The organism is Streptococcus sp. 27098_8_134 (assembly GCF_041431675.1).
Classification (GTDB): domain Bacteria; phylum Bacillota; class Bacilli; order Lactobacillales; family Streptococcaceae; genus Streptococcus; species Streptococcus sanguinis_R.
This window is the reverse complement of the sequence record NZ_JAPVYD010000001.1, coordinates 308,678-331,238: the sequence shown is the minus strand read 5'-3', so window position 1 is coordinate 331,238 and position 22,561 is coordinate 308,678. Positions and strand designations below refer to the sequence as shown.

Genomic DNA, 22,561 nt, shown 5'->3' with positions numbered 1-22,561 from the left:
GGAGTCGGAGGATTTTTTTATGGCAAAACAAAGAAATGAAATTGAAGAAAAATATACTTGGGATTTGAGTACCATTTTCCCAACAGATGAAGCTTTTGAAGCGGAGTTGGCGCAGGTTTCAGAAGAAGTGAAGAAAGCAGCTGGTCTGGCTGGGCATTTGCTGGATTCAGCGGACAGTCTCTTAACAACGACTGAAGTGCAACTGGACTTGATGCGTCGTATTGAAAAGCTTTATTCTTATGCTCATATGAAGAATGACCAGGATACACGTGTGGCTAAGTACCAAGAGTATCAGGCTAGAGGCATGACTCTTTACAGCGATTTTGGTCAAAGCTTTGCCTTCTACGAGCCCGAATTTATGGCGATTACAGAAGTGCAGTACCAAGCTTTCTTGTCTGAGCAGCCAGCCTTGCAACTTTACCAGCATTATTTTGACAAGCTTTTGAAAAAGAAAGCCCACATCCTGACACAGCGCGAAGAGGAGCTACTGGCTGGTGCTGGTGAAATTTTTGGTGCAGCGGGCGAAACCTTTGCTATCTTGGATAATGCAGATATCGTCTTTCCCATGGTGCATGACGAAGATGGAAATGAAGTTCAGCTTAGCCACGGTAACTATATCACCTTAGTCGAGTCTAAAAATCGAGAAGTCCGTAAGGAAGCTTACGAGGCTCTCTACAGCGTATACGAGCAGTATCAGCATACCTATGCTAAGACTTTGCAGACCAATGTCAAGGTTCACAATTACAATGCGAAAGTCCGTAAGTTCTCATCTGCCCGTGAAGCGGCTTTGTCAGCTGACTTTATTCCAGAAAGTGTTTATGACAGCCTAGTTTCAGCTGTCAATAAGCATTTGCCTCTTTTGCAGCGTTATATTGCTTTGCGAGCGAAGATTTTAGGCATTTCTGACTTGAAGATGTATGATATGTACACACCTTTGTCAGAGACAGACTACAAGTTCACTTATGAGGAAGCCTTGGCTAAGTCTGAGGAAGTTTTGGCTATTCTGGGTGAGGATTATTTGAGCCGAGTGAAGACAGCTTTTTCAGAGCGCTGGATTGATGTTCATGAAAATCAAGGCAAGCGCTCAGGAGCATACTCAGGCGGTTCTTATGATACCAATGCTTTTATGTTGCTCAACTGGCAGGACACGCTGGATAATCTCTTTACCTTGGTGCATGAGACAGGCCACAGTATGCACTCCAGCTATACTCGTGAGACCCAGCCTTATGTCTATGGAGACTACTCTATCTTCCTAGCTGAGATTGCTTCAACGACTAATGAAAATATCCTGACAGAGAAGCTCTTGGAGGAAGTAGAGGACGATGCTACCCGCTTTGCTATTCTCAATCACTTCTTAGATGGCTTCCGAGGAACCGTCTTCCGTCAAACCCAGTTTGCTGAGTTTGAGCATGCTATCCACAAGGCTGACCAAGAAGGTCAAGTTTTGACCAGCGAGTTTCTCAATGAGCTCTACGCTGACTTGAACGAGAAATACTATGGACTGAAAAAAGAAGATAATCCACAGATTCAGTACGAGTGGGCTCGGATTCCGCATTTCTACTATGATTACTATGTTTTCCAATATTCGACAGGATTTTCAGCGGCTTCTGCCTTGGCTGAAAAGATTGTCCATGGCAGTCAGGAAGACAAGGATAAGTATCTGGACTATCTCAAAGCTGGGAACTCTGACTACCCACTCAATGTCATCAAAAAAGCAGGTGTGGATATGGAGAAAGAAGACTACCTAAATGCTGCTTTTGCTGTTTTTGAGCGTCGCTTGGACGAATTCGAAGTCTTGGTCAAGAAGTTGGGACTGGCATAAGATGGTTGAGACTTATAATCAAAACTCTAATCCCAATATGCGTCGGCCAGTGGTCAAAGAAGAGATTGTGGACTTTATGAGACAGCGTCTCCAGCCGGTCACTGGTGGCCTCAAGGAATTGGAGGATTTTGCCAGAGCTGAAAATGTGCCCGTGATTCCCCATGAGACAGTGGCTTACTTCCGCCTGCTACTCGAAAGCCTGCAGCCTGAGAAGATTTTAGAAATCGGGACGGCTATTGGATTTTCGGCCCTTTTGATGGCAGAACATGCTCCTCAGGCCCAGATTACGACTATTGATCGCAATCCAGAGATGATTGAGCTTGCCAAGGCTAATTTTGCCAAGTATGACAGCCGTCAGCAGATTACCCTGCTGGAAGGCGATGCGGTGGATTTACTTGAGACGTTAGAGGATTCTTACGACTTTGTCTTTATGGACTCTGCCAAGTCCAAGTATGTAGTCTTTCTGCCCCAAGTCCTCAAGCGCCTCAATCCTGGTGGGCTGATTCTCATTGATGATGTTTTTCAAGGCGGCGATGTTGCCAAGCCTTTTGAGGACATTAAGCGTGGCCAACGGGCTATTTACCGAGGACTGCATAGCCTTTTTGACGCAACTCTGGACAATCCAGATTTGACTGCGAGTCTGCTTCCCTTAGGAGATGGGCTGCTTATGATTAGAAAAAAATGACATCTCTGATTTTTTCCTAATTTCCAAAAATTTTTAGTAAAATTTAAGATATCAATTCAAATTTGTGCTACAATAGAAAAAGTGAACTTTTAAGAATAAGGAGTCAATATAAAATGAAGAAAAAAATATTTGCAGGAGCTGTGACACTCTTGTCAGTCGCTGTATTAGCAGCATGTTCTAACTCAGAAGGCAAGGATATCGTGACCATGAAAGGAAACACGATTACTGTCAATGAATTCTACGATCAAGTGAAAAACAATGGTGCTGCTCAGCAGGTCTTGCTGCAGATGGCTATCAAAGACATCTTTGAAGAAAAATACGGCAAAGATGTCAAAGACAAGGATGTTAAGGATGCTTTTGAAAAGTCTAAAACTGCTTACGGTACAGCTTTTGCCCAAGTCTTGGCTCAAAACGGATTGACCGAAGATGCCTACAAGGAGCAAATCCGCACCAATATGCTGGTAGAGCATGCTGTTAAGAAGGCTGCTGAAAAAGAGCTGACTGACGAAAACTACAAGGCCGCCTTTGAAAACTACACGCCAGAAGTAACGGCTCAAATCATCAAGGTTGACAGCGAAGACAAAGGTAAGGAAGTTCTCGAAAAAGCTAAAGCAGAAGGAGCAGACTTCAGTCAAATCGCTAAGGAAAACTCTACCGATGCTACCACTAAGGAAAAAGGCGGAGAAATCAAGTTTGACTCTGGCTCTACTGATGTTCCAGATGCTGTCAAAAAAGCTGCCTTTGCTTTGGAAGAAAATGGCGTTTCAGACCTTGTGACAGTGCCAGATTCACAGTACTCAGCAAGCTACTATATTGTTAAGCTGGTCAAGAAGTCTGAGAAATCTTCTAACTGGAAAGACTACAAAGACAAGCTGAAAAAGATTATCATTGCGCAAAAAGAAAAAGATACTAGCTTTATCCAAAGCGTTGTGGCGAAAGAGCTGAAAGATGCCAACATCAAGGTTAAGGATAGTGCATTCCAATCTGTCTTTGCTCAGTATATCGAAACGACAGGCTCTTCAACTTCTTCATCAAGTGCTGCCAGCAGCTCAAAGACATCTGAGTCTAGCTCAGCAGCTGAAAGCAGTTCAGCAGAAGCTTCATCCTCAGCCGCAGAATAAGGTTGACGAAAAGAGAATAAGCAAGTATAATAAGACTGGTGAGAATTGATTTTTCAAGTTCTTAGTTCAGAGAATTGGCGGTGCTGCGAGCCATCTGAGACGGAGAATCATGCTACTCATCTTGAAAAATAGAATACGAAATGAGAATGACAAGTTCATTGAATGAAGGTGGTACCGCGGTTTTTCGCCCTTCAGACAAGGAGCTTGTCTTTTATGTTGACTGTGGAGGTAATATAATGAAAACCTATCTTGTCAAACAGAAATTTCGCTTAGGCGGCGAACGCTTTGATATCAAGGACGATCGAGGAAATGTGGATTACCAAGTGGAAGGCTCTTTCTTCCAGATTCCTAAGACCTTTACTATCTATGATAGTCAGGGTCAAATCGTCAGTCAGATTACCAAGACCCTTATAACCCTCCTGCCCCAGTTTGAAATCAAACTCAGCAGCGGGCATAGCTTTTATATCCGTAAGAAATTCTCTTTTTTGCGTGATAAGTATAAATTTGATAATTTGGGTCTTCGAGTTGAAGGGAATATCTGGGATTTAAACTTTCGTCTGCTGGATGACAGCAATCAAGTCGTTGCAGAGATTACCAAGGAACTCTTCCATCTAACCTCTACTTATCAGGTGAGTGTCTATGAGGAGACTTATTCAGATTTGGTGATTTCCCTCTGTGTCGCTATTGATTATGTCGAAATGCTGGAAAGTTCGTCGTCATAATGCAATTATTTTTAGAAAAAAATTAAGGAGAAAAATAAATGAAACAAATGTCAAGTGCTCAGGTTCGTCAAATGTGGCTAGATTTTTGGGCAACTAAAGGTCATGCAGTAGAACCATCTGTCAGCTTGGTGCCGGTCAACGATCCAACCTTGCTCTGGATTAACTCTGGTGTAGCAACCCTCAAGAAATACTTTGACGGAACCATTATTCCAGAGAATCCTCGGATTACCAATGCTCAAAAGGCCATTCGGACCAACGATATTGAAAATGTTGGAAAGACTGCCCGCCACCATACCATGTTTGAAATGCTGGGCAACTTCTCTATCGGTGATTACTTCCGTGATGAAGCGATTGAGTGGGCTTACGAGCTTTTGACTAGCCCTGAGTGGTTTGATTTCCCTAAAGATAAGCTCTACATGACCTACTATCCAGATGACAAGGACTCTTACAACCGCTGGATTGCTATGGGCGTTGAGCCTAGTCATTTGATTCCGATTGAAGATAATTTCTGGGAAATCGGTGCGGGACCTTCTGGGCCGGATACAGAGATTTTCTTTGACCGGGGTGAGGCTTTTGATCCAGAAAATATTGGGGTCCGTCTCTTAGAAGAAGATATTGAAAACGATCGCTATATCGAAATCTGGAATATCGTTTTGTCACAATTTAACGCAGACCCTGCTATACCTCGTAGCGAGTACAAGGAATTGCCACATAAGAACATTGATACGGGCGCTGGTTTGGAGCGTTTGGTCGCTGTTATCCAAGGAGCTAAGACCAACTTTGAGACCGACCTCTTTATGCCAATCATTCGCGAAGTAGAAAAACTGTCTGGCAAGGTCTATGACCAAGATGGCGACAATATGAGTTTCAAGGTTATCGCAGACCATATCCGCTCGCTCTCCTTTGCCATTGGTGATGGGGCTCTTCCTGGAAATGAAGGCCGTGGCTATGTCCTTCGTCGTCTACTCCGTCGTGCTTCAATGCATGGTCAAAAGCTGGGGATCAATGAGCCTTTCCTTTACAAACTGGTTCCAACAGTGGGCAAGATTATGGAAAGCTACTACCCAGAAGTTCTTGAAAAGCAAGACTTTATCGAAAAGATTATCAAGAGTGAGGAAGAATCTTTTGCTCGTACTCTGCACTCTGGTCAACACTTTGCAGAAACAATTGTGGCAGATTTGAAAGCTAAGGGACAAACTGTTATTGCTGGTCAAGATGCCTTCAAACTCTACGATACTTACGGTTTCCCGCTGGAGTTGACTGAAGAAATTGCTGAAGAAGCAGGCATGACTGTGGACCGTGCTGGCTTTGAAGCGGCTATGAAAGAGCAGCAGGATCGGGCGCGTGCTTCTGTCATCAAGGGCGGCTCAATGGGCATGCAAAATGAAACCCTGCAGGCCATCACCGTAGAGAGTGCCTTTAACTACGAAAAAGAAGAGTTGACAGCTGAACTCCTTGCTATCGTGGCGGATGATGCGGCAGTAGAGTCTGTTGAGACAGGAACAGCTGCCCTCATCTTTGCTGAAACGCCATTCTATGCAGAAATGGGTGGTCAGGTAGCCGACCACGGTCAAATCTTTGATGGAGCAGGCAATTTGGTAGCGCAAGTTACGGATGTGCAAAAGGCACCAAATGGTCAGCCACTGCATACTGTAGAAGTCTTGGATCCTCTGGCTCTGGGTCAAAGCTATAAACTGGAAATTGACCACAGCCGTCGCCACCGTGTTATGAAGAACCATACGGCGACTCACCTCTTACATGCAGCCCTGCATAATGTTCTTGGTAACCATGCAACCCAAGCAGGCTCTCTGAACGAAGTAGAATTCCTGCGCTTTGACTTTACGCATTTCCAAGCAGTGACAGCAGAAGAGCTGCGTGCTATTGAGCAAGAAGTCAATGAGAAAATCTGGGAAGCCCTTGCCATTGAGACAGTAGAGACAGATATTGACACAGCTAAGAAAATGGGTGCCATGGCGCTCTTTGGCGAAAAGTATGGTAAAGAAGTTCGCGTCGTAACCATCGGTGACTACTCTGTCGAGCTTTGCGGAGGAACGCACGTAGGCAACACTTCTGAAATCGGTATTTTCAAGATTGTCAAAGAAGAGGGGATCGGATCCGGAACTCGTCGTATCTTGGCGGTCACCAGCAAGGAAGCTTTCACAGCCTATCGTGAGGAAGAGGAGGCGCTCAAGGCTATCGCAGCAACCCTTAAGGCACCGCAAATCAAGGAAGTGCCTCACAAGGTAGAAGCGTTGCAAGAGCAGCTACGTCAACTCCAAAAAGAGAATGCAGAGCTCAAGGAAAAGGCAGCAGCAGCGGCCTCTGGTGAAGTCTTCAAGAATGTTCAAGAAGCAAATGGACATAGCTTTATTGCTAGTCAGGTCTCTGTTTCTGATGCAGGTGCCCTGCGTACCTTTGCGGACACTTGGAAGCAGAAGGACTATTCAGATGTTCTTATACTGGTCGCAGCAATTGGTGACAAGGTCAATGTTCTTGCAGCCAGCAAGACCAAGGACATCCATGCTGGTAATCTGATTAAGGAATTGGCACCGATTGTAGATGGTCGAGGCGGCGGTAAGCCAGACATGGCTATGGCCGGCGGCAGCAAGCAATCAGCTATTCCAGACCTGCTAGCAGCAGTTGCTGAGAAGTTGTAATATTAGATAACAGATAGATGAAAAGGTCTGCTCTTTGGGCAGATCTTTTTTTGTACTCTTAGCTCTCTTACTTCTCTATATGAGAAGCAAATAGGCTACTTTTCGGCAAGAAATTATGAATTGTTTTAGAATAAATAATGATATTTTCAAAAATATTGCATAAAAATACAGAAAATACTTGACAAAGGGAAAATATACGAGTAAAATAAAACGCATATTTATACGGAGGTGTTTTAAAAATATGCGAATTTCGATTGTAGGAATTACTGGTTACTCAGGAATGGAACTCCTCCGTATTTTACTGCAACATCCGAAGGCAGAAGTCGTTTCCCTTCATGCCAGCCAAGATATGGAGGCTCCTGTGTCAGAGTTTTATCCTCATTTGAAGGGGATTTGCGACCTGAAAATAGAAGCTTTTGACAGTCAAGAAATTATGCGACGAGCAGATCTTGTTTTCTTTGCAACGTCAAGCGGAGTGGCTAAAGATTTGTCAAAAGACTTTGTAGAAGCAGGATTTCCAGTCATTGACCTATCTGGCGATCATCGTTTGCCAGGGAATATTTATAAAAAATGGTATCAGAAAGAGCCAACTGAAGACCATGTTCAAAAAGAGTTTATTTATGGACTGTCTGAGTTTACAGATGTCAGAGGGAAGCGATTTATTGCCAATCCTGGTTGTTATGCGACGGCTACAGAGTTGGCCTTGATTCCCTTGCTGCAGGCTCAGGCTATTGAGCTGGACTCTATTATTGTCGATGCTAAAAGTGGCTTGACAGGGGCGGGGAAAAATCCAGCTGCATCCAGTCATTTTGTTCATGTGCACGATAACTATGTGACTTACAAGCTGAATCAGCATCAGCATATTCCGGAGATTGTGCAGCAGTTACAGCGTTTTGATGAGGGATTGCAGCAGATTCAGTTTTCAACTTCCCTTATTCCACTCAATCGTGGCATCGTAGCGACGGTTTACAGCAAGTTAAAAGAGCCTCTGACTCGGGAAGAACTGACTGCTATTTACCAAGAATGCTATCAGGAAAAGCCTTTTGTCCGTATCCAAGCTGCTCTGCCGAATCTGCACCAGATTGTCGGTACTAATTATACAGATATTGGTTTCGACTATAATCCTGTGACAAATATTTTAACTGTAGTAGCTGTGCTGGATAACCTGATCAAAGGGGCTGCTGGTCAGGCGGTTCAAAATATGAATCTGATGCTGGGCTTTCCTGAAACAGATGGTCTGCTCAGTCAACCGTCCTATGTCTAGATGAGAAAGGGTTAGATATGAAAACTATTGATGGAACGATTGCCAGTCCGCTAGGCTTTTCGGCTGACGGTTTACACGCTGGCTTTAAGAAAAAGAAGTTGGATTTTGGCTGGATTGTATCAGAAGTGCCGGCCAGTGTGGCAGGAGTCTATACAACTAATAAGGTCATTGCTGCTCCGCTTCTAGTGACTAAAGCATCAATCCAAAAGAGCCAGAAATTGCAGGCAATAGTTGTAAATTCTGGTGTTGCCAATTCCTGTACAGGCCAGCAGGGACTGGACGCCGCCTGTGAGATGCAGCGATTGACTGCTCAAAAGCTGAAGATTGAGCCCGACTTGGTAGGTCTGGCTTCTACAGGAGTCATCGGCGAGCAGCTTCCAATGGATGCTCTGAAAAATGGTCTGTCACAAATTCTGGTGAGTGGCAAGTCAGAAGATTTTGCTGAGGCTATCTTGACGACAGATACTTGCACCAAGACCTGTGTAGTCACAGAAGAGTTTGGAACAGACCTGGTGACGATGGCAGGGGTGGCTAAGGGATCGGGCATGATTCATCCGAATATGGCGACCATGCTGGCCTTTATCACCTGTGACGCTAATATTTCTAGTGATACTCTACAAGCGGCTCTCAGCCAGCATGTGGAGACAACTTTCAACCAAATCACGGTGGATGGAGATACATCAACCAATGACATGGTGCTAGTCATGGCAAACGGCTGCCGACAAAACGAAGAAATTCTGCCGGATACGGAAGAATTTGAAAAGTTTTCCAAAATGCTCCGCTATCTTATGGCTGACTTGGCTAAGAAAATTGCCAAGGATGGCGAGGGAGCGACCAAGCTGATTGAAGTCAATGTTCGGCATGCCAAGGATGAACAGAGTGGCCGTATGATTGCCAAGAGTGTTGTTGGCTCTAGCTTGGTTAAAACCGCCATTTTTGGTCAAGATCCCAATTGGGGTCGTATCTTAGCAGCTATCGGCTATGCGAGAGCAGATGTCTCAGTGGACAATATTGATATTTGGATTGAGGGGATTCCAGTCATGCAGGCTTCTAGCCCTGTGGCTTTTGACCCCGAGGAGACAAGTGATGCCATGGCTGGGGAACTGCTGACCTTGACCATTGACCTGCACGATGGGGCCGCTGAAGCTCAGGCCTGGGGCTGCGATTTGTCCTATGATTATGTGAAAATCAATGCCCTCTATAGAACCTAAGGAGAAATGCAATGAAAGATGTGATTGTTATAAAAATTGGCGGTGTTGCTGCGCAAAAGCTGTCTACTAAGTTTATCAAGCAAATGCAAGCGTGGGTAGCAGCTGGTAAGAAAATCGTGGTCGTTCACGGGGGCGGTCTGGTCATAAACCAACTCATGAAAGAGCGCCAGCTGCCTACTCGTAAGGTTAAGGGGTTACGGGTGACAGCTAAGTCTGACTTACCCATTATTGAGCAGGCCTTGCTTGATCAAGTTGGCCGAACGCTGACACAAGAACTGAACGACTCAGATATTGAAAGCCTTCAGCTGGTTTCACATTTGGGGAAGACAGTTTCGGCAGATTTTATCGATAAAGACCTCTATGGCTATGTCGGTCAGGTGAAGGAGATTCAAACTGCCTATCTAGAGCAGCTGCTGGCTGCGGACATAGTCCCGGTGCTGGCTTCGCTGGGGGAAAATGCAACTGGCGATCTCTTAAATATCAATGCAGACTATCTAGCTGCGGCAGTTGCTAGCAGCTTGCAGGCAGAGAAGCTAATCCTAATGACAGATATAGAAGGGGTTCTGGAGGACAAAAAGGTCCTGCCTCAACTTCTGACCAGTCAGGTTTCCAAGAAGATTCAGACAGGTGTCATCAAGGGTGGCATGATTCCCAAGATTGAGAGTGCTGTTCAGACTGTGCTTTCCGGTGTCGGGCAGGTTTTGATTGGCGATAATCTTTTGACGGGCACCTTGATAGCAGAGGGATAACGATGACTTATTTATTTGAAAACTACAAGCGGGCGCCTATTGAGTTTGTTAAAGCAGAGGGCTCCTATCTGATTGACAGTGAGGGAAAGGCTTATTTGGACTTTTCATCGGGTATTGGTGTAACCAATCTTGGCTTTCACCCGCAGGTCCAGCAGGCTTTGATCCAGCAAGCAGGGCGCATCTGGCACAGTCCTAATCTCTATCTTAGCTCTCTGCAAGAGCAGGTGGCACAAGAGTTGGCAGGTTCTTATGATTATTTGGCTTTTTTCTGTAATAGCGGAGCAGAAGCCAATGAAGCAGCTATTAAGCTAGCCCGCAAAGCTACTGGCAAGCAAGGCATTATAACTTTTCAGCAATCCTTTCATGGTCGGACCTTTGGCGCTATGGCCGCAACAGGACAGGATAAGATTAAGGAAGGATTTGGTGATGGGGTTCCCCATTTCAGCTATGCGGTTTACAATGATTTGGCCAGCGTAGAAGACTTGGTCAATCAGGATACGGCAGCTGTCATGCTGGAATTGGTCCAAGGAGAATCAGGAGTTCGTCCAGCAGAAGCAGCTTTTGTCAAAGACTTGGCTGATTTTTGCCAACAAGAGGGGCTTTTGCTAATTGTTGATGAGGTACAGACAGGTATGGGGCGCACGGGTCAGCTTTATTCCTTTGAGCATTATGGGATTATACCGGATATTGTGACTCTAGCTAAGGGCCTGGCCAATGGCCTGCCCGCAGGAGCTCTATTAGGAAAATCCAGCTTGGCTCCCGCTTTTGGACCTGGCAGTCATGGTTCTACCTTTGGTGGCAATAAATTATCCATGGCAACTGCCTTGGAGACCTTGAATATCATGAAAGAGACGGGATTTATGGAAGAAGTCAGGTCTAAGAGTGCCATCTTACTGGAGCAGCTGCAGCTTGCTTTTAAGGACCATCCAAAGATTTCTGCTGTTCGCGGTCTGGGCATGATGATTGGGATTGAAACAAGCGCCAGTCTGTCAAGGATTGTTGAAGCCGCTCGTCAAAAGGGCTTGATTATCCTGACAGCCGGAGAAAATGTTATCCGTCTCCTGCCGCCTTTGACTATCAGCAGGGAAGAAATTCAGCAGGGTATTGCTATTTTAAAAGAAGTATTTTCAGAATTAGATGAATAAAGGAAAAGGATTCAGTTTGAGCTGGATTCTTTTTTGTCTATGATAATAGCAAATTTGACAACTATTATTATTTTTTTGACAAATATACTTGTCAAAAAGAAAAAAATCTGTTACAATAATTTTATCCAAGGGAGAATAATAAATAAGGAGTTTATGATGCAGCTTAGAAATCGACTCAAGGAGTTGAGGGCGCGTGACGGTCTCAACCAGACAGAACTGGCTAAGCTGGCCGGTGTTTCCAGGCAGACAATCAGCCTTATAGAGAGAGGCGAATATACCCCGTCGATTGTGATTGCCCTTAAGATTGCCCATATTTTCAATGAAAACGTTGAGAATGTCTTTCGGCTGGTGGAGGAAGCAGAATGAAGAACCAATTAAGATTCATTTCAACAGGAGCTAAAACAGTCCTTCAGCCTCAGCATTCTTGTATCATCTATTGTAAAAAAATAAAGGAGAAGAAGTCGTGAAAGAGCAAAAACGTATATCTACACAGAAAAGAGTTTTATATAATGTCCTTATATTTCTAGCTGGAGCTTTAATAGGTGGTCTGTCTATTTTGTTTTCTGAAACTGGTCTGCTAAAAAACATCAGTTGGTCGACTATTTTTTCTGTTCAACTGCTGCGCCAGCTAGGTAGGGCCAGCCTTATCATCCTCTATCCCTTGGTCTTTTTCTTGATTTATCGGACTCGTAAATACAATGAAGCCTATGAAAAAGAAGCAGATGAGGATAAGAATTATGAATGGTACCGGCTAACCTTTAAAAATCTGGAATATGCGACTATTGTCTTTAATATCAGCAGTGCTATCGTTCTTTTTACGATTTTAGTTGGAGTTGTTTTTATTGGAAATATTACTAATCATAAGAGCCCTCTTCAGTGGAGTTTTATAGATTATGCGATTGCCTTTCTTTATATTATTTTGCAAGTTGTCTTTTTAAAGACAGTTCAGAAGGTGCGGCACTATAAGCTATCAGCCTTTCCGACTACTGAGGAAATAAAAGAATTTGTGCTCTCTTATGATGAGTCAGAGCTGCAAGCCAATTATGAACAGTGCTATCTTATTCTCTTCAATGTAAATCAGAGACTTCTGCCAATCCTCTATATTGTTTTAGGGATAGTGGGAACTTTCACCCCCTTCAATGTCGTTTCCGGTTTTGTCATCCTAGTGGTAATCCATATCTATATCAATCTTATGTATTATCCAATGGTAAGAAAATATTTCAAATAAGCTTATTTCCCGATGAAAGGCGGAAATTATGAAACTATTGAAAGAACTTGATTTTATCCATAATAAAAAGGTCAATCTGGCTCTGAATATAACGGCAGTGTTGCTGATCTTCCCTTTTCTAGCTCTCTTTACCTGGATTGCCATTCTGATGTATGGCAAGGGCAGCGAAGTTTTTCATTTTTTTGACTTACTCTACCTCCTTGTTCTAATGGTCATCCATGAGCTGATCCATGGCTTTTTCTTCAAGGTCTTGGGAGATGAAAATACCAAGGTCAAGTTTGGTTTTAAGAGCGGCATGGCCTATGCGACCAGCCCAGGCAGTCGTTACAGTCGGAAAAGGATGCTCGTCATTATCCTGGCACCTTTCTTTCTGATTAGCCTAGCCCTGACTTTGATCTATGGCTTGCATATTCTGACTGCGGCTTCTTATATCGTCCTTGCTAGCTTCCATGCAGCCGGCTGTGCAGGAGATTTTTTCCTCGCTGTCGCTATTCTTCGGCAGAAGGGAGATATTGCTGTTGAGGATACGGAAGTCGGTATCAATATTTATCAAAAGGAGAATACAAAATGAACAACTTCAAATCAACTGCTTTAGGACTTGTAAAATGGATAGGCTTAATTGCTCTTAGCCTCCTTATAAATGTTGCTCCGATGCTATTCTTAAGGCTCGGGAAGAGTTTACCTATATATGCAGAAATCTTATTGGTAGCCTTGTATCTGATTTTAGTTTTCCTGATTTTTCGTAGCTTATGGCAGCGTTATCAGAAGCGTGTGCCTGAAGAAAAGAAGAAATTCAAACTGTCTGGCAAGGACATCGGTTTTGCTTTTCTATTCTTTTTCCTTGCCAGAGTGGCTGCTATTGTCGGTGTTTATCTCAATCTCATCCTGAGCGGCAATTCCCAGACCAGTAATGACAGTGCCATACAAGGGCTAGGGGGAATGATGTCTTCGCAGCATATCTTTTTTGCCTTGCTCTTTGTTGCAACGATTGCCTTTATCGCTCCTATCATGGAAGAATTAATTTTCCGTGGTTTTGGTACTGCCTTCTTTTTCAAAAATAATCAAAAGGTTTTGCCTGCTATTGTGACTTCTGTGGTCTTCACTCTGCCTCATATCACCCAATTGACAGAGTTCCCAATTTATTTTGCACTTGGACTGGTTCTTTATTTATCCTATGCTCGTCGGGGGAATATAAAAGATTCCATGTTGGTTCATATCCTGAACAATCTCCCCATGGCTATAATACTGCTGCTAGCCATGTTTAAGTAAATCAATCTATAAGGAATCACTATGAAATTAAAAACTTTCTTTACTAATTTTGGTCTTTATATACTTGTTCTCTTGGCCTATTTCTATATTTTTTCGACTATAGTTGTTTTCACTATAGGTTCTCTGACAGGGGGATCTTCTCAACTATTGATTTTGCCGATTTTTGTCATACTTGCAAGTCTCTATTCTTTTGCCATGTGGAAATGGTACCAGCAAGATTTGAAACTGGAAATCAAAAGCACCAAGCTGACTAGTTCTATCTGGCTTCCCACTGTCCTCTTGCTTGCTTTTATCATCTTCCAGCAGCTCGTTCCTATTGAATCTTCTGCCAATCAGAACACTGCTGTACAGTTGATTCAGCAGCAGCCAGCTTTTGCCTTCCTATACATGGTAATCTTTGCTCCTATTCTTGAAGAGTTGCTAACACGAGGATTTTTGGCTAAGTTTCTCTTTCCCGACCAAAATAGCTTGGCGAAAATCCTGCTCTATTTAACTGTATCTGCCAGCTTTTTCTCTCTGCTGCACATGCCGGGCAATCTAGTCCAGTTTCTGGTCTACTTCATCTTGGGAGCTATCTTTGGCCTAGGCTATCTAGCTAAGAAGGACCTACGTTACTCAATGGGGCTACATTTGGCCAATAACCTCATTGCCTTTGTTCTCATTGTCTTCTTTTAATAGAAAAACTAAATATAAGACAGCACTTCTAAAGTTAGACAGAAAAATCTAACGCAAGAAGTGTTTTTCTGTGGAATCAATTCGAAATACCAAGTTGATTTTCTTCTGCATAGAAAAGTCATAGTTTCAAATATTTGTGAAAGTGTTTTCCAGATGGTATAATGAGCTATCAAATGAAAAGAGGTTTCCTTATGTCTAAAGTCCTATTAATTGTCAATCCTAGCTCGGGAGGCGAAAAAGCCAAGTCCTATGAAGACTTGGCAAGGGAAAAGCTGGCTGAATGTTTCGATGAGGTAGTAGTCAAGCATACTGAAAAAGGCGGAGACGCAACAGCTTTTGCTAAGCAAGCCGCAGAAGACCATTATGATAGCGTCTTTGTCATGGGCGGCGATGGAACAGTCAATGAAGGGATCAGTGGTCTGGCTGAACTAGACTATCGTCCGACCTTTGGTTTCTTTCCACTTGGTACGGTCAATGACTTGGCGCGTGCTCTCGGCATTCCTCTAGACGCTGAAGAAGCCATCCAAAATCTGGATATCAACAAAGTCAAGCCACTTGATATCGGCAAGATTAATGACCAGTACTTTATGAATGTGGTTGCTATTGGAACCATTCCAGAGTCGATCAATAATGTAGATTCTGAAGACAAGACCAAGTGGGGTAAGTTTGCCTACTTTATCTCTGGCTTCAAGCAGTTGATGGATACTAGTTTTTACGAATTTCACTTGAACATTGATGGAGAAGAGCGTACAATAAAGAGCAGCACACTCTTGATTGGCTCTACCAACTCAATCGGAGGTTTCGAGAGCATTCTCCCTGAAGCCACTGTCAATGACGGCTTGCTGCATCTCTTGTACCTTAAGGATAAAAATCTCTTGGACACCTTGGTTTCTGTGCCGGATTTGATTTCTGGCAATGGAGAAGAAAGTGATAATATCGAGTACTTGACCTTTAAGGAAATCACAGTTGAGTTGGCTGATGCTGATGCTGAGCTTAGTGTCAACGTTGACGGAGATGAGGGCGACCAATTGCCAGTGACGATTCGTGTCCTGCCATCTCATTTGAATGTGTATTGCTAGTTTTTTGTGTTTAGGTTTAAAAAAAAGAATATGGTAGAAGGACTCCAAACTTTTAAGTTTGGGGTCCTTTAATACTTGTAATATACTAATTTTTAGATTTACATCCTTTTCTCAAGTGATGGCGGACGTCAGCGACCTCCTGCAGAGTTCCATGACTAGCTATTGAGCCTAAGGTCTCAATAGCTCCGCTCTACCTAACTGTTGCATCAGTTAGGTAGATTTCATCACTGAGAAAAGGAAGTAATCTTTTTGGAATTTTATTAGTAAAATCTCTCCAGTTATGCTATAATAAATCTAGAATAACATGATAACATAATCAAAAGTTTCCTGATTTATTTGGGAGGGGAATTGGCGATGCAAGGAAAAGAATTTGGACAGCATTTGAAACAGCTTCGATTAAATAAGGGCTGGACTAAGGAACATCTGTGTGGTGATGAGTCAAAGCTTTCTATACGGCAGTTAACGCGTTTGGAGTCAGGCATTTCCCAGCCGACTCTCTCTACTTTAGAATATCTGGCTTCCTGTCTAGAGGTCGATTTGGCAACCTTGATAGGAAACAAAAAAGAAGATGTAGCTCTACCTGCTGATTACCAGCGTTTGAAGTATAAGCTGATTCGGACGACCACTTATGGCAATCCCGAAGTCTTATCTGAATTGGAGCATATCATAGATGAGATCTTTGAAGTTTATTATGATGATTTGCCAGAAGCTGAGCAGAATATAATGGTTATTTTGCAGTCAAAGATTTATACCTATACTTCTGAGAATTTCCAGAAATATGGAATGACTCTCTTTGCCCAACATTTGGATGATTTACAGAGTAAAAAGCATTATGATGTAAATGATTTGCTCTATATTCAGCTCTATCAGATCTATGTGGGAGATGAAGAGGAGATTAGGTCAGCTAAGTTTGATAAGGAATTATATGCAAGAATCGCTCAGCGATTACTGCAGTCAGTTGACTATATTCCAAATGAATATCTCTTTCTCATGCGGGATGCTTTACTGACAATCCCAGGTATTGAGTGCGAGCGAAAAGAGTTCATTTATACAAAAGATACACTCAACAAACTTAATGTAATTATGGAATTGACAGAGGATTATCAAAAGAAACCGCTGATAAGAATGTTAGAGGGAGAATATGAGCTTTTTGTACACAAGGACGAGAAAAAGGCACAACAATACTATGAAGAGGGACTGACGCTGGCAAAATTGTTAGGTCATACTTTCCTATCTAAAAAAATGGCTGAGGAATGGAATAAAGAACTTCGGCTCTATCATCAAGGCTAGCAGGACATGGATGTCCTGTATTGGCAAAATCTTTCGTGTTATAATTAGGCAAACCTAAAGGAGGTCCTTTTATGAAAAACGCAAAATTAATGTTTCTTGCGACTGCACTCACTTCTTCCATTATCTTGCTTGGTGCTTGCAGTAAACAGCAGGACAAGCAAACATCTCAAAGTAGTAGCTCTAGCCAAACAGTTCAAACTTCTAAATCAGATTCTAAGTCTGAAGCGAAAGCTGTTCCATCAGCTAGCCCAGATGAAACTGATGCAGCGTCAGTATCTTCTGAAGCTCAGCCTAAAAATGAAACAAAGTCTGACACGAAAGACCCAGCCACTCCAGCAGCGGGTATCGATGTCAATGCTTTGGCAGCAGGAGATTTTTCGACTGTAGCCGGTACTTGGCAAAATGATTTGGGGGATGCGATAGTATTGAATAATCAAGGGGTCGTTTCTCATACTCTGAATGGAAAAGAATCCAGCGATTATACTTTACTAAAAGGTCAAGTAAGCGATGGTAGTTATGTATCTACTCTTGCTTATACTGCTGGTAGCAGTAGCGCAACCTTTTTAGTAATTCCAGAAGGAGCTGTTTTGCCTGATACTGGAAACGAGAATCCTAAAGCACAGATTCGAGTTGGACAAGATGCTATCACTGCTTCCCAGCATCCGTATTATCGCGTATCTAATTAGTGACTGCATAAGTGGAGTTAGGGATGATGTTCCTAGCTCCACCTTTATTTGGATAAAAAACATGAAGGGAGGAAAAGATGGCTACTTTAATGATGAAAAAAATAGCTGAGGATTTAAATAAGACTAGAGTATTGGATGAAAATGGAGCTTTGGTAGCTTATTATGCCCTTCTGCCAGCTGACTTTTCTGGTGGTGACAGCAAGCTTTATCTTGAAAATCCAACGAGTCAAAGGCGGATGTATAGAATTTATCAAAATATGAAGCCCTTTTTATTTCCTATTGTCCCAGCTCATGACTGTACCGTGATTTATCTAACATCTGATGTTGGAGTTGAGATTACAGTCGCAGAACATCTGGAAGAATATATCTATGATAGTCAATAGATTAATAGTCAGTCAAAGACCCCCTCTTTCCGTATTTTGGAAAGAGGGGGTCTTTGTCTTATAAACCGTAATTATAGTCGTCATCCTGCATGGCTTCAACTTCGCCTAGCAGGTAGCCGTTACCTACTTGGGAGAAGAAATCATGGTTGGAAGTGCCGGTTGAGATACCGTTCATGACGATAGGGTTGACATCGTCCGCTGAGTCTGGGAAGAGGGGATCCTGTCCCAGATTCATCAGAGCCTTGTTGGCATTGTAGCGCAGGAAGGTCTTGACTTCTTCGGTCCAGCCGACTGTGTCATACAGGCTTTCAGTATAGCCTTCTTCATTTTCATAGAGGGTGTAGAGCAGGTCGTACATCCATTCTTTGAGTTTTTCTTGCTCGTCTTCTGGCAATTCGTTAAAACCTAGCTGGAACTTGTAGCCGATATAGGTTCCATGGACAGACTCGTCACGGATAATTAGCTTGATAATTTCAGCAACGTTGGCCAGTTTGTTATTACCCAGATAGTAGAGCGGAGTGAAGAAACCAGAGTAGAAGAGGAAGGTTTCCAAGAAAACGCTGGCTATTTTCTTTTCCAGAGCTGTACCGTTCAGGTAAATCTCATTGATAATCTCAGCTTTCTTTTGCAGGTATGGATTGGTGTTGGTCCAGTCAAAGATTTCATCGATTTCTGACTTGGTGTTGAGCGTAGAAAAGATAGAAGAGTAGGACTTGGCGTGAACGGACTCCATAAATTGGATGTTGTTGAAGACAGCTTCTTCGTGGGCTGTGCGGACATCCTTGCGCAGGGCATCCACACCAGACTCAGACTGGAGGGTATCCAGCAGGGTCAGGCCACCGAAGACCTTGCCGACTAGGTCTTTTTCCTTGTGGGACAGCTTTCTCCAGTCATCCAGGTCATTGGATAAGGGAATCCGCGTATCCAGCCAAAATTGCTCAGTCAGTTTTTCCCAGGTGGACTTATCGATGACATCTTCGATAGCGTTCCAGTTAATGGCTTTGTAGTAAGTTTGCATTCTTTCTCCTTTAGTAGATGGTACGACCTGATGGGGTATCAGCTATCACTTCTTGGATACTACCCCAATACTCCACGATTTTACCTTCCTGTCAATGATGGGGAAGGTAAAATTGTGACATGGTCGAATTTCCTTTTCTTTTTCTAAAATCTCTTGTTAGATCACACAGCTTTCACAATGGTTGGCACCTACTTCGCCACCATCATCGGTGAAGGTGCGGACGTAGTAGATGGACTTGATACCCTTGTTGAAGGCGTAGTTACGTAGGATAGAAAGGTCGCGGGTTGTTTGCTTGCTTTCTTTTTTCCATTCGTAGAGACCTTTAGGGATATCGCTGCGCATAAAGAGAGTCAGGGAAAGTCCTTGGTCCACGTGCTCAGTTGCGGCTGCATAGACATCGATAACCTTGCGCATGTCCATGTCATAAGCACTGGTGTAGTAAGGGATAGTCTCAGTTGACAGACCAGCAGCGGGATAGTAGATCTTACCGATTTTCTTTTCTTGACGTTCTTCGATCCGTTGAGTAATTGGATGGATTGAAGCAGAAACGTCATTGATGTAGCTGATAGAGCCATTTGGTGCAACAGCCAGGCGGTTTTGGTGGTAGAGACCATCAGCCTTGATCTTGTCACGCAACTCTGCCCAATCCTCTGCAGATGGGACAAAGATGCCTGCGAAGAGTTCTTTGACACGGTCAGACTTAGGTACAAATTCACCTGTCAGGTACTTGTCAAAGTAAGTGCCGTTAGCATAGTCAGATTTTTCAAAGTTATGGAAGGTCACGCCACGCTCGCGAGCGATATTGTTAGACTCAACCAAGGTCCAGTAGTTCATAAGCATGAAGTAGATGCTGGTGAACTCTACAGCTTCCGCAGATCCATAATCGATCAACTGCTGAGCTAAGTAGCTGTGCAGTCCCATAGCTCCCAGACCAAAGGTGTGCGCCAGACTGTTACCATTGTCGATAGAAGGCACAGCTGTGATGTGCGAGCTGTCTGTGACAAAGGTCAGGGCGCGTGTCATGGTCCGGATGGATTTTCCAAAGTCAGGCGATGTCATCATGTTGACAACGTTGGTAGAGCCTAAGTTACATGACACATCTGTTCCCAAGTGGAGATACTCTTGCGCATCATTCAAAAGGCTAGGCTCTTGTACCTGCAGGATTTCAGAGCAGAGGTTGCTCATGATGATTTTACCGTCGATTGGATTTGAACGGTTGGCTGTATCAATGTTTACAACATAAGGATAGCCAGATTCTTGTTGGAGTTTGGAAATTTCTGTTTCCAAATCACGGGCCTTGATCTTGGTCTTAGTGATATTTGGATTAGCGACCAACTCATCATACTTTTCAGTAATGTCAAGGTAGGCAAATGGCACGCCGTACTCGCGTTCAACAGAATATGGGCTGAAGAGGTACATTTCTTCATTCTTGCGCGCCAACTCGTAGAACTTATCCGGAATCACGACACCAAGTGAGAGGGTCTTAACCCGAACTTTTTCGTCAGCATTTTCTTTCTTGGTAGAAAGGAAGGCGATGATATCTGGGTGGAAGACATTGAGGTAAACAACCCCAGCTCCCTGACGTTGGCCCAGCTGGTTAGAATAGGAGAAGCTGTCCTCAAAGAGTTTCATAACAGGTACAACGCCAGACGCAGCTCCTTCATAACCCTTGATAGGTGCTCCAGCTTCCCGCAGATTGCTGAGGGAAATACCGACCCCGCCTCCGATACGAGACAACTGCAGGGCAGAGTTAATGGAGCGGCCGATTGAGTTCATATCATCTGTTACTTGGATGAGGAAGCAGGAAACCAATTCGCCGCGACGAGCCCGACCAGCGTTGAGGAAGCTTGGTGTAGCCGGTTGGTAGCGCTGGTGGATGATTTCATTAGCAATATCCTTGGCAATAGCTTCATCTCCGTTGGCAAAGTAGAGGGCGTTGAAGAGCACCCGGTCTTCCATACTTTCCAGATAGTATTCACCATCATTGGTCTTCAATGCATACTGGTTGTAGAACTTATAAGCAGCCATGAAAGATTTAAACTTGAAATCTTGAGCATGGATAAAAGCAGTCAGCTCCTCGATGTATTCAGGAGAGTAGAGCTGGATAAATTCCTTCTCCAAATAGTTTTCTTCTATTAAATATTCAATCTTTTCTGTAATAGAAGAAAATTGCTTGGTGTTTGGCTCAACGTTTTCTTTAAAGAAAGCTTCCAGGGCTTCTTTGTCCTTATGGAGCATAATCTGTCCGTTAATCGGACGGTTGATTTCGTTGTTGAGTCGGAAGTATGTCACATCCTCTAAATGTTTGAGTCCCATGTTTTCCCTTTTCTATATAAATAAGATAATTAGCTAGCGGAAAAAGTTCCGCCTTACAAAAGAAACGGCTCCTATGAGCATAGGAGCTGCAGTTTGCCCTGATAATATGTCCTTAGTTTATCTCCCAATCAAGGCACGCCGCCCTCAAAATAAACTACATTAAGACAGTTTTTTCAATTTACCAGGTTGGAAACCAGAAAATGCCTCAGTTGCTGTCTGAATCACAGGAGCAGCATTGAAACCAAGATCTTTGACATGGTCAATAAATTCTGGCTGTTCATCCAAGTTGATTTCGCGGTATTCTACATGATTAGTATCTAAGAAGCGCTTGGTCATTTTGCACTGAACGCAGTTGTTTTTTGAGTAAATAGTTACCATTAAAAATTCCTCTAAACTTTCGTTTTTTCTTTTAAATAATACGAAACTAGTATATCTAAAAGAAAATAGAATGTCAATAGTTTTGAACTAAATATTGTGTGATATTTTGTTATAGGATAGATTGCAATACAATATATAGTGTTTATATAAGCGGTGAAAAGAAGTGAAAAATTGCAGAAAAGGAGCAAAATGCTGTTGCGGCAATGCTTAAACAAGTCTTAAAATGTTAGATAAATGACTGGTAGCTTTTCCTCCCAAAAACCAAAATCCAATATCTTGTGTTACAGAATTTAGGGAATCACTAGGAGGAGTGGAGGGAGGAGTTTATATTCTTATTTTATAACAATTAGTTTCTATAAAATAAGAAATTTATGATTAAAAACTTAGTGGCAGTCATTTTTGAATAAAGCTTGGGAAATGTGGGATTTAGCTCGAAAATTCTCTCTTCAATATAATAAGAAGAGTTTTCATTTCCCAAGAAATATTTTGTAAGCGGGCCATAAAATTCTTGAAAAAGATTTCAAAAGGTGATATAATATCAACTTGTAAGGGTTATCACAATAACTCAAAAAGAATTATTTAAAAGGAGAGTCTAACTATGGCTTCTAAAGATTTCCACATTGTAGCAGAAACAGGTATTCACGCACGTCCAGCAACTTTGTTGGTTCAAACTGCTAGCAAATTCGCTTCAGACATTACGCTTGAATACAAAGGTAAATCAGTAAACTTGAAATCTATCATGGGTGTTATGAGTCTCGGTGTTGGCCAAGGAGCTGATGTTAAGATCTCAGCTGAAGGTGCAGATGCAGACGATGCCATCGCTGCAATCTCTGAAACAATGGAAAAAGAAGGATTGGCTTAAT

The 22,561-nt window shown here is 43.0% G+C and carries 22 protein-coding genes; 19 read left to right on the top strand and 3 right to left on the bottom strand.

Features of this window, described 5'->3' with window-relative positions; all coding sequences use genetic code 11:
• Positions 1 to 19 precede the first annotated feature (19 nt).
• From pepF to O3620_RS01410, 18 genes are all read left to right on the top strand, one after another.
• A complete protein-coding gene (pepF, locus tag O3620_RS01495) occupies positions 20 to 1,822 on the top strand; it encodes an oligoendopeptidase F (RefSeq protein ID WP_032912971.1) in 1,803 nt (600 codons plus the stop codon).
• Position 1,823: 1 nt separating this feature from the next.
• Positions 1,824 to 2,507, top strand: coding sequence for an O-methyltransferase (locus O3620_RS01490; protein ID WP_002919388.1), 684 nt, complete (start codon positions 1,824 to 1,826; stop codon positions 2,505 to 2,507).
• Positions 2,508 to 2,620: 113 nt separating this feature from the next.
• A complete protein-coding gene (prsA, locus tag O3620_RS01485) occupies positions 2,621 to 3,628 on the top strand; it encodes a peptidylprolyl isomerase PrsA (RefSeq protein WP_002919386.1) in 1,008 nt (335 codons plus the stop codon).
• Between the two features lie 140 nt (positions 3,629 to 3,768).
• Positions 3,769 to 4,350, top strand: a complete 582-nt coding sequence (locus tag O3620_RS01480; RefSeq protein ID WP_002919385.1) for an LURP-one-related/scramblase family protein — start codon at positions 3,769 to 3,771, stop codon at positions 4,348 to 4,350.
• Between the two features lie 38 nt (positions 4,351 to 4,388).
• Positions 4,389 to 7,007: an alanine--tRNA ligase gene (gene alaS, locus O3620_RS01475; RefSeq protein WP_002919384.1), complete on the top strand. Its 2,619-nt coding sequence runs from the start codon at positions 4,389 to 4,391 to the stop codon at positions 7,005 to 7,007.
• 241 nt (positions 7,008 to 7,248) lie between these two features.
• The gene (argC, locus tag O3620_RS01470; protein ID WP_002919383.1) at positions 7,249 to 8,271 is read left to right on the top strand and encodes an N-acetyl-gamma-glutamyl-phosphate reductase; all 1,023 of its coding nucleotides are present in this window, start codon (positions 7,249 to 7,251) and stop codon (positions 8,269 to 8,271) included.
• Between the two features lie 17 nt (positions 8,272 to 8,288).
• A complete protein-coding gene (gene argJ / locus O3620_RS01465; RefSeq protein ID WP_002919382.1) occupies positions 8,289 to 9,482 on the top strand; it encodes a bifunctional glutamate N-acetyltransferase/amino-acid acetyltransferase ArgJ in 1,194 nt (397 codons plus the stop codon).
• A gap of 11 nt (positions 9,483 to 9,493) precedes the next feature.
• Positions 9,494 to 10,231, top strand: a complete 738-nt coding sequence (gene argB / locus O3620_RS01460; protein WP_002919381.1) for an acetylglutamate kinase — start codon at positions 9,494 to 9,496, stop codon at positions 10,229 to 10,231.
• Positions 10,232 to 10,233: 2 nt separating this feature from the next.
• On the top strand, positions 10,234 to 11,376 hold the full coding sequence (locus O3620_RS01455; RefSeq protein ID WP_002919380.1) for an acetylornithine transaminase: 1,143 nt from the start codon (positions 10,234 to 10,236) through the stop codon (positions 11,374 to 11,376).
• A gap of 156 nt (positions 11,377 to 11,532) precedes the next feature.
• Positions 11,533 to 11,742 (top strand): helix-turn-helix transcriptional regulator, encoded by a 210-nt coding sequence (locus O3620_RS01450; RefSeq protein ID WP_009659847.1) that lies wholly within the window; start codon positions 11,533 to 11,535, stop codon positions 11,740 to 11,742.
• Positions 11,743 to 11,839: 97 nt separating this feature from the next.
• Complete coding sequence (locus O3620_RS01445; protein ID WP_002919378.1) at positions 11,840 to 12,604, top strand: DUF3169 family protein; 765 nt, start codon at positions 11,840 to 11,842, stop codon at positions 12,602 to 12,604.
• Positions 12,605 to 12,632: 28 nt separating this feature from the next.
• Positions 12,633 to 13,175 carry a DUF3267 domain-containing protein gene (locus tag O3620_RS01440; RefSeq protein ID WP_002919377.1) on the top strand — a complete coding sequence of 181 codons (543 nt, stop codon included), beginning with the start codon at positions 12,633 to 12,635 and terminating at the stop codon, positions 13,173 to 13,175.
• Positions 13,172 to 13,873: a CPBP family intramembrane glutamic endopeptidase gene (locus O3620_RS01435; RefSeq protein WP_002919376.1), complete on the top strand. Its 702-nt coding sequence runs from the start codon at positions 13,172 to 13,174 to the stop codon at positions 13,871 to 13,873. The genes O3620_RS01440 and O3620_RS01435 overlap by 4 nt, the downstream gene beginning before the upstream one ends.
• A 21-nt stretch (positions 13,874 to 13,894) precedes the next feature.
• Positions 13,895 to 14,548, top strand: a complete 654-nt coding sequence (locus O3620_RS01430; protein ID WP_002919375.1) for a CPBP family intramembrane glutamic endopeptidase — start codon at positions 13,895 to 13,897, stop codon at positions 14,546 to 14,548.
• 161 nt (positions 14,549 to 14,709) lie between these two features.
• On the top strand, positions 14,710 to 15,627 hold the full coding sequence (locus tag O3620_RS01425) for a diacylglycerol kinase family protein (protein ID WP_002919374.1): 918 nt from the start codon (positions 14,710 to 14,712) through the stop codon (positions 15,625 to 15,627).
• Positions 15,628 to 15,981: 354 nt separating this feature from the next.
• Positions 15,982 to 16,917, top strand: a complete 936-nt coding sequence (locus O3620_RS01420) for an XRE family transcriptional regulator (protein ID WP_002919373.1) — start codon at positions 15,982 to 15,984, stop codon at positions 16,915 to 16,917.
• A gap of 71 nt (positions 16,918 to 16,988) precedes the next feature.
• Entirely contained in the window at positions 16,989 to 17,603 is a 615-nt protein-coding gene (locus O3620_RS01415) for a DUF6287 domain-containing protein (RefSeq protein ID WP_002904134.1), read from the top strand.
• Between the two features lie 77 nt (positions 17,604 to 17,680).
• Positions 17,681 to 17,986: a hypothetical protein gene (locus tag O3620_RS01410; protein WP_002900763.1), complete on the top strand. Its 306-nt coding sequence runs from the start codon at positions 17,681 to 17,683 to the stop codon at positions 17,984 to 17,986.
• A 58-nt stretch (positions 17,987 to 18,044) separates the two neighbouring features.
• On the opposite strand, the gene nrdF is transcribed toward O3620_RS01410, so the two are convergent.
• The 3 genes from nrdF to nrdH all read right to left on the bottom strand — a co-directional run bounded on the left by nrdF (position 18,045) and on the right by nrdH (position 21,698).
• Positions 18,045 to 19,004: a class 1b ribonucleoside-diphosphate reductase subunit beta gene (gene nrdF / locus O3620_RS01405; protein WP_002919372.1), complete on the bottom strand. Its 960-nt coding sequence runs from the start codon at positions 19,002 to 19,004 to the stop codon at positions 18,045 to 18,047.
• Positions 19,005 to 19,160: 156 nt separating this feature from the next.
• Positions 19,161 to 21,320: a class 1b ribonucleoside-diphosphate reductase subunit alpha gene (gene nrdE, locus O3620_RS01400; protein WP_002919371.1), complete on the bottom strand. Its 2,160-nt coding sequence runs from the start codon at positions 21,318 to 21,320 to the stop codon at positions 19,161 to 19,163.
• A gap of 159 nt (positions 21,321 to 21,479) precedes the next feature.
• Entirely contained in the window at positions 21,480 to 21,698 is a 219-nt protein-coding gene (gene nrdH, locus O3620_RS01395; protein ID WP_002897920.1) for a glutaredoxin-like protein NrdH, read from the bottom strand.
• Between the two features lie 598 nt (positions 21,699 to 22,296).
• On the opposite strand from nrdH, the gene O3620_RS01390 reads away from it, so the two are divergent.
• Positions 22,297 to 22,560: a phosphocarrier protein HPr gene (locus O3620_RS01390; protein WP_002896017.1), complete on the top strand. Its 264-nt coding sequence runs from the start codon at positions 22,297 to 22,299 to the stop codon at positions 22,558 to 22,560.
• Position 22,561 lies beyond the last annotated feature (1 nt).

Excerpts from the sequence above, each read along its gene's own strand:
- O3620_RS01490 (WP_002919388.1), top strand. The coding sequence starts at position 1,824 with ATGGTTGAGACTTATAATCAAAACTCTAATCCCAATATGCGTCGGCCA.
- O3620_RS01435 (WP_002919376.1), top strand. The coding sequence starts at position 13,172 with ATGAACAACTTCAAATCAACTGCTTTAGGACTTGTAAAATGGATAGGC.
- O3620_RS01415 (WP_002904134.1), top strand. The coding sequence starts at position 16,989 with ATGAAAAACGCAAAATTAATGTTTCTTGCGACTGCACTCACTTCTTCC.
- nrdE (WP_002919371.1), bottom strand. The coding sequence starts at position 21,320 with ATGGGACTCAAACATTTAGAGGATGTGACATACTTCCGACTCAACAAC.
- argJ (WP_002919382.1), top strand. The coding sequence starts at position 8,289 with ATGAAAACTATTGATGGAACGATTGCCAGTCCGCTAGGCTTTTCGGCT.
- O3620_RS01430 (WP_002919375.1), top strand. The coding sequence starts at position 13,895 with ATGAAATTAAAAACTTTCTTTACTAATTTTGGTCTTTATATACTTGTT.
- pepF (WP_032912971.1), top strand. The coding sequence starts at position 20 with ATGGCAAAACAAAGAAATGAAATTGAAGAAAAATATACTTGGGATTTG.
- O3620_RS01425 (WP_002919374.1), top strand. The coding sequence starts at position 14,710 with ATGAGCTATCAAATGAAAAGAGGTTTCCTTATGTCTAAAGTCCTATTA.
- O3620_RS01450 (WP_009659847.1), top strand. The coding sequence starts at position 11,533 with ATGCAGCTTAGAAATCGACTCAAGGAGTTGAGGGCGCGTGACGGTCTC.
- prsA (WP_002919386.1), top strand. The coding sequence starts at position 2,621 with ATGAAGAAAAAAATATTTGCAGGAGCTGTGACACTCTTGTCAGTCGCT.
- nrdH (WP_002897920.1), bottom strand. The coding sequence starts at position 21,698 with ATGGTAACTATTTACTCAAAAAACAACTGCGTTCAGTGCAAAATGACC.
- O3620_RS01410 (WP_002900763.1), top strand. The coding sequence starts at position 17,681 with ATGGCTACTTTAATGATGAAAAAAATAGCTGAGGATTTAAATAAGACT.
- O3620_RS01420 (WP_002919373.1), top strand. The coding sequence starts at position 15,982 with ATGCAAGGAAAAGAATTTGGACAGCATTTGAAACAGCTTCGATTAAAT.
- O3620_RS01390 (WP_002896017.1), top strand. The coding sequence starts at position 22,297 with ATGGCTTCTAAAGATTTCCACATTGTAGCAGAAACAGGTATTCACGCA.
- O3620_RS01440 (WP_002919377.1), top strand. The coding sequence starts at position 12,633 with ATGAAACTATTGAAAGAACTTGATTTTATCCATAATAAAAAGGTCAAT.
- O3620_RS01480 (WP_002919385.1), top strand. The coding sequence starts at position 3,769 with ATGAGAATGACAAGTTCATTGAATGAAGGTGGTACCGCGGTTTTTCGC.
- O3620_RS01455 (WP_002919380.1), top strand. The coding sequence starts at position 10,234 with ATGACTTATTTATTTGAAAACTACAAGCGGGCGCCTATTGAGTTTGTT.
- nrdF (WP_002919372.1), bottom strand. The coding sequence starts at position 19,004 with ATGCAAACTTACTACAAAGCCATTAACTGGAACGCTATCGAAGATGTC.
- argC (WP_002919383.1), top strand. The coding sequence starts at position 7,249 with ATGCGAATTTCGATTGTAGGAATTACTGGTTACTCAGGAATGGAACTC.
- argB (WP_002919381.1), top strand. The coding sequence starts at position 9,494 with ATGAAAGATGTGATTGTTATAAAAATTGGCGGTGTTGCTGCGCAAAAG.
- alaS (WP_002919384.1), top strand. The coding sequence starts at position 4,389 with ATGAAACAAATGTCAAGTGCTCAGGTTCGTCAAATGTGGCTAGATTTT.